The 11,759-nt window shown below is 54.5% G+C and carries 12 protein-coding genes and 1 pseudogene; all 13 read right to left on the bottom strand.

What is annotated here, in order from left to right:
- A pseudogene (locus tag FEM54_RS12460) lies at positions 1-181 on the bottom strand (hypothetical protein); the annotation flags it as partial.
- Positions 178-771, bottom strand: coding sequence for a prepilin-type N-terminal cleavage/methylation domain-containing protein (locus tag FEM54_RS12455; RefSeq protein WP_138451153.1), 594 nt, complete (start codon positions 769-771; stop codon positions 178-180). The gene FEM54_RS12455 and the pseudogene FEM54_RS12460, both read right to left, overlap by 4 nt.
- Positions 768-1,145 carry a type IV pilus modification PilV family protein gene (locus FEM54_RS12450; RefSeq protein WP_240792736.1) on the bottom strand — a complete coding sequence of 126 codons (378 nt, stop codon included), beginning with the start codon at positions 1,143-1,145 and terminating at the stop codon, positions 768-770. Before FEM54_RS12450 ends, FEM54_RS12455 begins: the two co-directional genes overlap by 4 nt.
- The gene (locus tag FEM54_RS12445) at positions 1,142-1,597 is read right to left on the bottom strand and encodes a GspH/FimT family pseudopilin (protein WP_138451151.1); all 456 of its coding nucleotides are present in this window, start codon (positions 1,595-1,597) and stop codon (positions 1,142-1,144) included. Before FEM54_RS12445 ends, FEM54_RS12450 begins: the two co-directional genes overlap by 4 nt.
- Positions 1,598-1,599: 2 nt before the next feature.
- Positions 1,600-2,022: a type II secretion system major pseudopilin GspG gene (gene gspG / locus FEM54_RS12440; protein WP_138451150.1), complete on the bottom strand. Its 423-nt coding sequence runs from the start codon at positions 2,020-2,022 to the stop codon at positions 1,600-1,602.
- A 12-nt stretch (positions 2,023-2,034) separates the two neighbouring features.
- The gene (gene gspF, locus FEM54_RS12435) at positions 2,035-3,246 is read right to left on the bottom strand and encodes a type II secretion system inner membrane protein GspF (RefSeq protein WP_138451148.1); all 1,212 of its coding nucleotides are present in this window, start codon (positions 3,244-3,246) and stop codon (positions 2,035-2,037) included.
- 2 nt (positions 3,247-3,248) lie between these two features.
- Positions 3,249-4,949 (bottom strand): GspE/PulE family protein, encoded by a 1,701-nt coding sequence (locus FEM54_RS12430; RefSeq protein ID WP_138451146.1) that lies wholly within the window; start codon positions 4,947-4,949, stop codon positions 3,249-3,251.
- A 54-nt stretch (positions 4,950-5,003) separates the two neighbouring features.
- Positions 5,004-5,579 (bottom strand): phospholipase C accessory protein PlcR, encoded by a 576-nt coding sequence (locus FEM54_RS12425; protein ID WP_138451144.1) that lies wholly within the window; start codon positions 5,577-5,579, stop codon positions 5,004-5,006.
- A 31-nt stretch (positions 5,580-5,610) separates the two neighbouring features.
- Positions 5,611-6,063 (bottom strand): phospholipase C accessory protein PlcR, encoded by a 453-nt coding sequence (locus FEM54_RS12420; protein ID WP_138451142.1) that lies wholly within the window; start codon positions 6,061-6,063, stop codon positions 5,611-5,613.
- Positions 6,064-6,171: 108 nt separating this feature from the next.
- On the bottom strand, positions 6,172-6,486 hold the full coding sequence (locus FEM54_RS12415; RefSeq protein ID WP_138451140.1) for a phospholipase domain-containing protein: 315 nt from the start codon (positions 6,484-6,486) through the stop codon (positions 6,172-6,174).
- 30 nt (positions 6,487-6,516) lie between these two features.
- Entirely contained in the window at positions 6,517-8,487 is a 1,971-nt protein-coding gene (locus FEM54_RS12410; protein WP_138451139.1) for a phosphocholine-specific phospholipase C, read from the bottom strand.
- Between the two features lie 160 nt (positions 8,488-8,647).
- Positions 8,648-9,997, bottom strand: a complete 1,350-nt coding sequence (locus tag FEM54_RS12405) for an OprD family porin (RefSeq protein ID WP_138451137.1) — start codon at positions 9,995-9,997, stop codon at positions 8,648-8,650.
- 152 nt (positions 9,998-10,149) lie between these two features.
- Positions 10,150-11,208 carry an HAD family hydrolase gene (locus FEM54_RS12400; protein ID WP_138451135.1) on the bottom strand — a complete coding sequence of 353 codons (1,059 nt, stop codon included), beginning with the start codon at positions 11,206-11,208 and terminating at the stop codon, positions 10,150-10,152.
- Positions 11,209-11,759 lie beyond the last annotated feature (551 nt).

The following is an 11,759-nucleotide window of genomic DNA, read 5'->3' as shown; positions in this document are numbered from 1 at the left end:
GGCTCTGAATCGTCAACGCCAACCCGGCCTGAGCGGCCAATCGAGCATGGGTTTGTTGCAGAGAGAATGCACTTTGGCGGTTTTCCAGGCGCAAGGTGTCGACCACGCCGGCCATAATCAGCCCCAGCAGGGCGAGGGCCCAAAGGACCATAAGCAACGCAGCCCCACGTTGGCGCTTCATGGGGTCACCTCTGTGGCCAGGCGCAATGCGACGACTTGCGTTGGCCAAAGGGTTCCCCTGTCGGTATCGACTTCGATGCGCACAGCCTGAGGCAGCTTTTGTGGCCACGGCCATTGGTCCAGCCAGCCGGTGGGGTTTTGGTCGGGGTCCAGGCCCTTGTAACTCAAGTGCAGGCCGCTTACTTCCCGCATGAGTATTTGGGTGTCGCCCCAGGGTGGCTGGCCGTCCGCGATGTTCTGGTTGAAACGTATCTGGAGCGTGCCGGAGGTCTCAACGTATTCGAGTATGTACACCTTCATTCCACCGCTCAGTTGGTCAGGCAGAGGGGCAAAAAAACGCATGGAATGCGGTGTGCCTTCAAAGACCTGAGCATCGGTGTTGTAACGCAAGTCCTGGGCCTGTTGGAGTACGCTGCGTAGGAAGCGCTGCGCGGTCCTGACCTGCGTCAGACGATCAGCCTGTTGTTCGCTCAACCCCAGCATACGGTTGCCGGCGATCAGGGCCGAGCCGATCAAGACTATCAACACACCGAGAAAACTCAGTGCTATCAGTACTTCCAGCAGTGTGAACCCCTGGGCATGGCGTCTCATTGCGCCAAGCCTGCCGGGCGCCCAAACGCTCGGAGGGTGACAAACCGCTCTTGCCGGCTGCCCACTTGCAGCAGCAGTTCCAGGCGCGAAAGCGCAATGCTGTCGTTACCGGCAAGCGGTGTTGCGGTCAGACGCCATTGCATGCCGTCGAGCGTGCCCTCCAACAGCGCAATCGGGCTCAACGCTTCGGCGTGTTCGTCGATAATCGACTCTGCCGCCAGGGCCATCTGCGTGACCTGCTTGTCGCGCGCCAAGGCTTGGGTGGCATGCCCCAGCGTGTTGAGCAGCACAGTGAAACCGATACTCAGGACGACAATCGCCGCGAGCAGCTCAAGCAGGGTAAAGCCACGTTGAGACGGGTGTGAGATGTTCATGGTTGATGGATGTCCCGCCAACTGACGCGCCCGGTAAGCCATTCGATATCAATGCGTGACTGCTGTGTGCCGTGCGACACGTACAGGTGTCCGCCGCTGGAGCCACCATTGGGGTAGAAGATGACAATGCCCGTGTGATCATCCGGGCCAGCGGCTGTCGTCAGGCGCAGGTTCGTGTCGCGAGGTAAAAGGTGTATCGGCTGGCCGGGCACCTGATAGCTGTTGTGCACTACATCCAATTGCAGAGATACAGGCTGGCCAGAGGTAATGGCCTGACTGCGGACCTGGCGCAATGCCAGGCTCAGGTCCCGTTTGACCTGGCGCTCCTTGGCGCTTTTGAGTCCCTCGGAGATACTGGAAGCCAGCAGGCCGAAGCCTGCGGCAACAATGACAAGTACCACCAACATCTCCATCAGGGTGAACCCCTGTTGAGCCGGTTTGGCAGTGGGCATGACTATTCCCAATTGCCCAGGTCCTTGCTGTAACCATCGCCACCGGGCTGGCCATCCTGACCGTAAAAAATCAGATCATATGAGCCGTGCTGGCCGGGCTTGCGATAGCCAAACGCATGGCCGAACGGGTCTTTGAGGTCACTGGCCTTGGCGTATGGGCCGTTCCAACGCGTGGCGTTGGCAGGTGCGATATTCAGGTCGGCCAGGTTCTGTGGCGGACTGCCCAGATCAAGTGCGTAACTCTCGATTTTCATCGACAAGCTGGCCAGTTGTGCTTTTCCGGCACCGTACTTGCCTTTGTCGACGTTGCCGCCCACTTGACGTACCACAATGGTGGCAACGATACCGAGCAGAACAATGACTGCGAGCATTTCCAGCAGCGTAAAACCGTTTTGCTGTTTGGGACACGAGCGAGCTTTTTGCATGACGATCTCCGGTTAAATATTACTGGTGAGGCTCATCAGCGGCAGCATGATGGCCAACATGATCACGGCCACTAATGCGGCCATGACCACCGTCAGGCTGGGAACGAGGGCGGCGAGCAAGCGGTCGATGCTGCGCTTGGCTTCATCGTCGAAAATGCTTGCGACTTTGAGCAGCATGGCGTCGAGCCTGCCGGACTCTTCACCCACTTCAATCATCTGGATTCCCAGCTCGGGTAACAGCTGTTCGGCTTCCAGCGCCGACGACAGGCTGCGGCCGTCCTTGACCTTTGCCGTGGCATTTTCAACCGCTGTCCTCATTGCCAGGTTGTTCACCACCTGCTGGCAGATGTCCAGTGCGTGGATCAATGGCACCCCGTGCGTCAGCAAGGTGCCCAAGGTGCGCGCCAGGCGGGCCGTTTCCAGGCGTTTTAACAACCTACCGGCCAGGCGCGATTGCAGCAGGCGCCTGTGCCATTTCAGCCGGTTTGCGGGGCGGCTCATGTAGGTCAGGGTGGCCCAGGCCAATCCCAGGAGGATTGCCAGCAGATGCAGGCCGTAGCGGGCAAGAAACTCGCCCAGGTCAAGAATGATTTGGGTCAGCAGGGGGACCGGAACTCCCAGGTCGTTAAAAATGGGCACGAACTGCGGCACCACGTAGGCCAGCAGCAACACCAGCGAACCCAAGACCCCAACCACCAGGAAGGCCGGGTAAATCAAGGCATTGATCACCTCTGCCCGAATGGCATGCATCCGCTCCAGGTAACGCGCCAGTTGTGCCAGGCTCTCGTCCAGTGCACCGGCGGCTTCGCCGGCATGCACCAGGCTCAGGTACAACGCGCTGAACGGCTGTTGCTCAATGGACATGGCTGCCGAAAGTGTCTGTCCGGATTTGACGCGATCCCGAATGCGTTCGATCAGTTGCTGGGCCAGGGGATCACCGGGCTGGCGAGCCAACAGGCTCAACGACCGTTCCAAGGGTTGGTCGGCTTCCAGCAACGTTGCAAGTTGCTGCGTAAAACGCGTGAGTGCTTCGCGGCTCAGATGCTCTTTGTGCCACCCTTTCGGGCGGACGAAACCAGCGTTGTTGCCGGAGCGCTGTAATTGCAGAATCAGCAACCCACGCTCCTGCAGTTGCACTGCCGCTGATTGCGGATTTTCGGCTTTGAGGATTCCGCTCACGGTTTTGTCGTCTGCATCCAGTGCCTTATATCGATACTGTTCCATGGCTAATCATTGCGCGTTGCGCGCAACACCTCTTCCAGTGAGGTGATACCTGTCAGTGCCTGGCGTAATCCTTCTTCATGCAGGGTGCGCAAGCCGGCGGCACGCGCTGCCTGTTCGAGGGTGGTCGCGTCGGCATGACGCATCAACAGCGAGCGTATCTGTTCGTCCATCACCAGCAACTCGGTAATTGCACTGCGTCCGCGATAGCCTGTACCAGGCGCATCGGCCCGGGGACGATAAAGGCGGATCGGACGCTCATCGGTGTAGCGATCCAAATGGTGGGCGGCAATCAGCTCAGGCGGCGCGACGAAGGCTTCGCGCCACTGGGGGTCAAGTCGACGCACCAGGCGTTGCGCCAGAATGCCGGTGACGGTTGAGGCGATCAGGTAGCGCTCCACGCCCATGTCCAACAGCCGCGTGATGCTGGCTGCGGCACTGTTGGTATGCAGTGTCGACAATACAAGGTGGCCGGTCAGAGACGATTGGATGGCGATCCGACAGGTTTCCAGGTCGCGTATCTCGCCAATCATGATTACGTCGGGATCCTGCCGGACGATCGAGCGCAACACACAGGCAAAGTCCAGGCCGATCGCCGGTTTGACCTGAATCTGATTAACTCCGGCCAGTTGATATTCCACCGGGTCTTCGACAGTGATGATCTTGCGCTCGGTGGTATTGAGCCGAGTCAGTGCGGTGTACAAGGTAGTGGTTTTGCCCGAGCCCGTGGGGCCGGTTACCAACAGAATGCCGTGGGGGCGTTCGAGCAGATCAAGCAGCTGTTGGAGTCGCTGGCCATCGAATCCCAGGCTGGGGAAATCGAAGGTGACTGCCTCCCGGTCCAGCAATCGCATGACCACGGACTCACCGTGGCGGGTAGGTACTGTCGATACCCTCAGGTCCAACTCCTTGCCTTGAATCCTCAGCATCATGCGCCCGTCCTGTGGTAGCCGCCGTTCAGCGATATCCAGGCGTGCCATGATCTTGATCCGCGAGATAACCGCCGCCGAAGAACTGACCGGAGGCGCTTCACCTTCGTGCAGGGTGCCATCAATGCGATAACGGACCTTGAGCTGGTTCTCGAAAGGCTCGATATGAATATCCGAGACCCCAAGCTCCACCGCCCGCTGCAATAGCAGGTTGACCACGCGAATAATCGGCGCTTCGCAGGCCAGGTCTTTGAGGTGTTCAATGTCGTCGTTTTTTTCGCTCCCTTCTTCGAGGTTTTCGATTAGCGCGCCCATGGCTGAGCGGCCTTGGCCGTAGTAACGTTCGATTAGCTGCTCGATTTCACTGCGCACGCCGATCGACACGCGTGCAGAGGCCTGGCAGGCATATTCCAGAGCCTGAATCGGATAATGGCTCACCGGGTTGCAGGCCAGTACATGCAGCCCTGTATCAAAAGGCGGCAGGGGGACCACGCCATAATGTTTGAGAAAACGCGGTGATACCTCTGGCGGGCTGTCTTGCGTGGGCGCAACATCGACACTGCCCAGCAAGGGGACCTCAAGCAGTGTCGACCAGGCGATGGCCAGATCCTGCTCCGAAAGGCGTCCGAGCCGAATCAACAACTCGATGAGCTCGGTTTTTTTGTCATCGGCTTCCAAGTGCCGAGCCTGGGCGACCTCGGCAGCTTTCAGATGCCCGTGGGCCACCAGCCAGTCAATGACCTGTGTGGTCAATGTGAGTGAGTCGGGTGTATTCATCAGCGGTTTTCTGCACCCGTTGTCTGGTGGTGTTTGGTTCTATAAAAACCAGGGTCAATGCTTCAAAGGTTGTGGCGCACTTTCTCCGAAAATTTCCAGACGCAATGCACTGAGCTTCTGTTCGATGGCGATACGTCGCGCTTCGTCTGTGTCGACGGTATCAAGAACCTCATCAATCGCTTTGTCCGAGGCTAATCGATAAGCGTCCAACTGCTGCTGTTGGGCTGCGGTGGGTGGGGCAGGAGGGATATAGTTGCTCTTCATATCCATCCAGATTTTGTAGTCCAATGCCTCTCGTAGCTTGGGATCTGCCTCTATGTAGGGTGTCAGCTGCTGGGCCTGTGCGTAGGCGGTTTCCAAATCTGCACCCGTGCTGATGGCAGCTTTGAGCTCATTGATCGAGCGCTCGGCGATCTGGCTGCGCTGTGCGGGTGAAAGCGTTGCGAATGGTGGTGCTAGCGAAGTGAGTGTTTGGCTCTCGGCCTCTGGCGAAGCAAGAGACACGATCGTGTTTATCGACGGGGTTGAGGCCGTTGTGGGAGTCACCACGGAAACCTGATCCGTCCACTGGCGAACCACAAGCAGGTACGCAACCAGCACGCCACATAGCACTAGAAAAATGGTTTTCATTGTTAAATGACTCCTGGATGGCTGTGCCACTTCATTGAAGCAAGAACTGGGGTTCTTCTATGCCAAAGACCTGTTTGCGTAACGTACTGAGCTTCTCTTCGATAAGCACGTGCTGCGCCTCTTCGCCTTCGGTCGAACTCAGCACTTCGTCGATGATCTGCTCGGACGCTTTGGAATAGATTTCTATCTGTTCACGCTGAGCCGCAGTGGGCGCGGGAGGTGGGGTGTAGTTGTCCTTGAGTTTTCTCCAGACCTGATAGTTCAGAGCTTCCAGAGAGCTGGAGCTCGATTCGATATGCATCGTCAGTTGCTGGGCGTACTCGTAGGCTGCGTGTAAATCAGCCCCTTGAGCTACGACATTTTCGATGGCTTCAATCAAATGCATCGCTGTTTGCTTGCGTTCTGGCTCCGGAAGAGATTCGGCGGTTTGCGAAAAGGCTCCGATACGCTGCGCCAGCGATGATAACGTTTGAGCGTCAATCATAAATGCCTCTGCGAAACTGAAAAATGGCGGGTTCGTTCTTCATTCAAAGAGCGGTTCATAAACGCCACAGGTGTAGAAGTGGGCGTTCTCAGCCGATAAATCACTTGTTCAGGAAGGCTTGATATCCAACAACGGATCTGTTCGGCTGAGCTTGCCTGTTTCGACATGCCCGGCGAGGCGGCGGGAGAAGTTGGTTTCAGTGTTCGTGGCGGTAAGCGTCAAGTCATACCAGCCATCACTGAGGCGCAATAACCATGTGTCGCTGGTGCTGGCCCCGGCTTTGAGCGCATAACTGCGCTCTGGGTCCCCTTTGTAAGCCGCATTGGGTTTCACGGTTACCGTGCAATCCAGCGTTCCCGTATTGACAATTACCAGCTCAATTTTCTGGTCGCTGTAGCGTGTGGTTACTTCAGGGCGAGCCATATGTTTTGCTTGCAGATTATTGCCTGTGAACTACCTGAAAAAACCGTTGGGGCCATGAACTTCAAAGTCGTAACGGCCATCGGGTTTGACTCTGTCGGTGAGACTCACCCGGGTTGCTTGCGCAGTGCTGGGTTGGTTGGTGGCGGCATCAATGTCGTAGCTGGTCACGGTATGGAAGCCCGGCTCACCGACTTCATTGGAGTGAATTTGAAAGACTGCAGCAGAGCGACCGAATGGATTGCTCGGCAGGGCTTTGCCATCATTTTTCAAGTTCAGTATCAGGGCGCCGTTTGAGGCCGCGACACTGACATCGGCGTGCAATTGGTAAGGAACGGCAAGCGCATCACGCTGGCCTTTTTCCTGACCAGGCAATGAGCTAGGTGCGATGTAATAGGGGGATTGACGGTAATACTGTTTCCAGTACGCGTCATCCTGCCGAGCCTTGCTCTGGCTAAGGTTTGTCAGATCCGCCGGGACATCGGTTTTGCGTTGCCCGCTGAAGTCAAACAGAGATGTCAGGTCACCGCAAACTGCGCGGCGCCACGGGGAAATATTCTCTTCCATAACGCCGAAGCGTTTTTCGAGAAATTGCAGGACCGAGGTATGATCGAAGACTTCAGCGCTAACTTTCCCCCCTCGTGACCAGGGAGAGATTGCCAATATCGGTACGCGGAACCCCAGGCCAATGGGTTGTTTGAATTGGTCTTCAATCTCCCCTTCGGTGCTGACCGCTGAACTGCCTGATTGCGTGTCCCAATACGGTATGGGAGGGGAAACATGATCGAAGAAACCATCGCCTTCGTCGTAGTTGACAATAAATACCGTACGGGCCCATATCTTGGGGTTGCTAGTCAAGGCTTCCAGTATTCTGGCGACATAGTTTTCGCCAAAAGATGGGCCCCAATGTGGATGTTCGGAGGCACTGAACGGTGGAACGATCCATGACACCGAAGGTAGGGTTTCGTTTTGCACATCTTCGCGTAACTTGCCTATGCCCCTGGCAATCATGCTTCGCTGCCAAAGGTCTGACTCAGGCGTCTTTTCCAAATTTTTAAAATTTTTAAACCAGGCGAGGGCATTGCAATCGTAATTGTTATCTTCCTGGATATAATTTACCCAACTCCCTTGAAAGGGAAGTGCAAAGAAGTTTGCAATTGATGCTGCGGCCCCCAGTACGATCCCACCGACGATAGGAACATGACGATTTCCCTCGTCCCACGCACCTCTAACAACATCGCCTAACTTAAAAACGTTGCACGACCGATAACCACCTTCTTGGTAGATGCGCCAATTTATATTTTTTTTGCTCAGGCGTTCGGGGTAGGTCATCCAATCAATTGTGTTACCCCCGGGCCCTAAAGGCGAGGCCATGGACCCATCCCCCATGTCGTTGTCGGTATGAACACCTTTACCATTCGCTAAGGGCGAGGCGCGTCCCGTCATATGATAAAGACGATTAGGGTTGGTGGGCCCTAACATGGATTGATGATAAGCCTCGCCCAACGTGAAGGCATCTGCCAGCGCATAATAATATGGAATGTCTACGCGCTTGAAATAGCCCATGGTCGTTGGGAGCTGGACCTCTGCCCACAAGTCGTTGCGACCTCTGTTCCACGCACCATGAAACGGCGACCAGCCGTGGTGTTGACCTGTCGACCACTGGGCACTGAATTTTGTTGTGTCGAAATGAAAGGGCAAGTAATCATTTTTCTTGTCGGACTGGTACATCACCGAGCGACCATCTTTACGCTTGAGCGCTCGAGGATCATTAAATCCGCGAACGCCGTTAAGGTGACCGAAGTAATGATCGAAAGAGCGATTCTCTTGCATCAGAATAACGATGTGGTCCACATCCTCAATCGTACCTTTGCGGACGTCTGGTTCAATGGCCATTGCGCGGCGTATGGTTTCCGGCAGAAGTCCGGAAAGACCCGCCATTGCAGTAAGTTGGGCAGTACCTTTTATAAAGGTGCGGCGATGAAACTTAGGGGCGTCTGTCATGGGTAGGACCCTGCCATGTGCATGGTTTTATATAAGATGGTGAAGTGTTGAGCGTCATTGTTTGTTGATTTATTTTATTGACGGCTTGCCGATATTTTTTTTGAAAGCGACCTTTTTATGTGAAAAAACGACGGCGTGGGCGCTTGGGGCATTCGAGGTTTTATAAGAAAGAAACTGGAATCGGATAATCGACGATCAACCGGAACTCAGCTATATCACCTTCCCCTTGGTCAGCATTTGCGCTGTGCCAAGCTTGGCGAACGCGGAACGATAAATCCTTAGCCGGCCCAGACTGGACTACATACCTGGCCTCAAGGTTGGTTTCATGGTGTCTGCCGTCTGCACCATATAGCGGTGAGCCATTTCTTTTGCGATAGACGCTGTTGCCGTGCAGACCCGTGCCATCAATGTCCCAGCCCTTGATATAACGGCTCATAAAGCTCAAGCCAGGGACGCCATACTCTGCCATTTTAATGTCATAACGAACTTGCGCGGACTTCTCATTGGGACCATTGAAGTCAGAATACTGAATGGAGTTGGCGAGGAGCACTGAGTTACCACTACGGTCATTGTCGCCGACGCCGATATAGTCGAAAGGTGTATCCCCATTGATTTTCTGGAAAGCAACAGTAAGGGTGTGAGCCTTGAGGAAGGCGTAGGCAGCACTCAGGGAAAAAGCCGTATTGTTAATATCGCCTGCTTTGGCTTGGCCGGTGTCGGTAGTGCGGTAAATGTTGCCGCCCAAGGTAATGGACTGACTATCCGCCAATGGAAAAATGTAAGTCAGGTTGGCGTAGTATTGCTTCCAGATGTCTTCAAACTTTGACGCATAAAGCGATGCGATCAGATTCTCGCTGATGGCATATCTGCCACCCGCGTAATCGACTGTCTTGGCGTCGACGTGAGCGTAATACGCCCAAAGATTACCATCTCGATTGGTTTCATCCTGGCTGGTGGACGAGTAAAAATGGCCTGCTTCGACATCAAGGTTATCGATCTCACTGCTCTGCAATTGAAAACCACTGGCCGTTTGCGGGAGCAGGCGAGACCCGCCGACCGCGAATACCGGGCTGGTGTTCGGCTGCAGATCACCGACTTTCAACTCAGTCTTGGAAATACGGACTTTCAGGGCAGCCCCGGCCTTGCCGAAGCTTTCATGGTTCCTACCTCGACTATCAACGCTCAAGTTGCCTGAGCCCGAGTACTTATCTTGACCGTCGAGCTTGAGGCCCAGATAACCAAAAGCATCTATACCGACACCCACGGTGCCCTGCGTGTAGCCAGACTTTAAGGTGCCGTGTAGCCCCTGCGTCCAGTCTTTATCGTCAACGCCACCTGCAGTTTTATTCCGGTTGTAGTAGTAGTTACGAAGGAGTAGGTCGAGCTTGCTGCCCTCTACAAACCCTTTGGCATCCGCTTGATTGCTCACAAAAGGAGCAGCCATACCAACTTGATGATGGGCGGTAGTAGCAACCAACGCGATCATGCTCCACTTCATTATATGTTTCATGATGTGCTCCTTTGGTGATTGAAAAGTGTCATTGCTTCACCTGAAATGATTCTTCGGGAAGTCTTTTTATTGAGACGGATCATCCTTGTTTGTAGTTAACTGCAGTAAAAAGTACTGCAGAAACTTGAGTGCTTGTCACGACTGATTATTCACTACTGAATGTCGGCGGGTTTAACGATCGCCCAGTTCTTGTCCGCCGTCACCGGCAACCCTTCTTTAGCCTGAGCCGCTGCATGCTTGGCAATCATGCCGTTCAATTGCGTCATATACTTGTCCTTGCGGTTGATCCATAGATGGACACCGCCCTTGGCTACGTCAACATCATGGAACAGCATGTAACCGTCGCTGGTGGGGGTGTCGCCAGCCACTAACACAGGTTTTTTCCATTCGTCGATATAGGTCAGGATGGCCGCATGCTTTCCGGCCATCCATGTACCGGGGGTCCAAAGATAGGGAGTCAGTTCCAGGCTGAGGTTTGCGCTCTCGTTGTATTTACCTTCAGTCACCTGTTTACGCGCTGTCGTCAGCTCGCCAGTCTTGCGATCCTTGAGCAACAGCGTTACACCGATCACGTTTTGCGGCTTGACGTTATAGCCGTACTTGGGGTCCGACGCGACCATGCGCACCAGTTCTTCGGAGGCTGCGGTCATCACATAAACGTCGATGCCATTTTCCATCAGCTTGTTGTAAAGCTCGACCTGTCCGGTGAAAATGTTCGGCGGCTGGACTTCTGTATTTTTCACCACGCCGTTTTCAAAGTAGCTGACGGGTACTGGCTTGCCTGAAGCCATCAATTCATCGACGTAGCCCTTAAGCTCCTTGAGGGTGAAGCCTGAAAACACCTGTGCCACCCACGGGTAGCAAACCATGTCGTCGATTTCGCAGAGGCGATAGTAGTAGCTGAACAGGCTTTCCTTGTGTTCGGCAGTATCTTTGAACGGCATCAGTTTCAGCGACGGGTCGAGGGTGTCCCGCGTGATCAGGCCCTTGTTCTCCATATACGGCAACAAGGACTCTTCCAGGTCATACCGGTAACTGGTGTTGTCCATGTCGAATACGGCGTAATTGCCCTTGTTGGCATTCGCAGCGATCATCGTGTCCAGTTGTTTTGCCACGGGGGCCGGCCAATGTTTGAGCTCGGTGGCTGCAATGGCTGGGCTGGCAAGACCCAAACAGAGCACAGCGGCATACAACTTCGGTGCGAGTTTCATCGGCGGATCTCCCTAAGTGAGGTTCAGGAAGTAAACAACGTCCGTGTGAACGTTTTCATTCAAGGACGACCGTTCTCGTCTTGAATCCGCCACAGTCATACGTCTAAGCGTCATTTCATCTTCTAAAAGCGACAAGTTCACGCGGCTGTGATCGTAAGCCTGTAGTGTTCGGCACGATCAGTGCTGAGCGCGGCGAGGACGGTTTGGTCTGAAATTATGCCGATGGTGGTCACGACACGCATCTCCATAACCTGCTGGAAAGCACAAATGCCACCGTAGGCAATGGCAATGCCACTGTGGCTGTTTTAAAAGTTGATCTGACACCCATCTTGAAAAAGAGCGGGGCTATCGGGTTGGATGGTAGAGCGAGTAATCACCAACCCAAGAGGAGTAGCCTCGCTTTTACGTTGTAAATCACCCTATTGTTAAGCACAAGGTGGGTTTGTTCGTTCGTCCATTGGCTTTGGGTAGAATCCAATAGCCTTGCTTAGAATTACCCCTTTTTTGCTCTTGAAACACCCCAAAAACAAGTCCAGAATTGAGTCTTTTCC

It is taken from the genome of Pseudomonas edaphica (genome assembly GCF_005863185.1).
Classification (GTDB): Bacteria; Pseudomonadota; Gammaproteobacteria; order Pseudomonadales; family Pseudomonadaceae; genus Aquipseudomonas; species Aquipseudomonas edaphica.
This window is presented reverse-complemented; position numbering and strand designations above follow the sequence as displayed.

Bases quoted from the DNA above. Each gene is read 5' to 3' on its own strand.
- FEM54_RS12410 (WP_138451139.1), bottom strand. From the start codon at position 8,487: ATGACAGACGCCCCTAAGTTTCATCGCCGCACCTTTATAAAAGGTACT.
- FEM54_RS12415 (WP_138451140.1), bottom strand. From the start codon at position 6,486: ATGGCTCGCCCTGAAGTAACCACACGCTACAGCGACCAGAAAATTGAG.
- FEM54_RS12450 (WP_240792736.1), bottom strand. From the start codon at position 1,145: ATGAACATCTCACACCCGTCTCAACGTGGCTTTACCCTGCTTGAGCTG.
- gspG (WP_138451150.1), bottom strand. From the start codon at position 2,022: ATGCAAAAAGCTCGCTCGTGTCCCAAACAGCAAAACGGTTTTACGCTG.
- FEM54_RS12405 (WP_138451137.1), bottom strand. From the start codon at position 9,997: ATGAAACATATAATGAAGTGGAGCATGATCGCGTTGGTTGCTACTACC.
- FEM54_RS12445 (WP_138451151.1), bottom strand. From the start codon at position 1,597: ATGCCCACTGCCAAACCGGCTCAACAGGGGTTCACCCTGATGGAGATG.
- FEM54_RS12455 (WP_138451153.1), bottom strand. From the start codon at position 771: ATGAGACGCCATGCCCAGGGGTTCACACTGCTGGAAGTACTGATAGCA.
- gspF (WP_138451148.1), bottom strand. From the start codon at position 3,246: ATGGAACAGTATCGATATAAGGCACTGGATGCAGACGACAAAACCGTG.
- FEM54_RS12400 (WP_138451135.1), bottom strand. From the start codon at position 11,208: ATGAAACTCGCACCGAAGTTGTATGCCGCTGTGCTCTGTTTGGGTCTT.
- FEM54_RS12430 (WP_138451146.1), bottom strand. From the start codon at position 4,949: ATGAATACACCCGACTCACTCACATTGACCACACAGGTCATTGACTGG.
- FEM54_RS12420 (WP_138451142.1), bottom strand. From the start codon at position 6,063: ATGATTGACGCTCAAACGTTATCATCGCTGGCGCAGCGTATCGGAGCC.
- FEM54_RS12425 (WP_138451144.1), bottom strand. From the start codon at position 5,579: ATGAAAACCATTTTTCTAGTGCTATGTGGCGTGCTGGTTGCGTACCTG.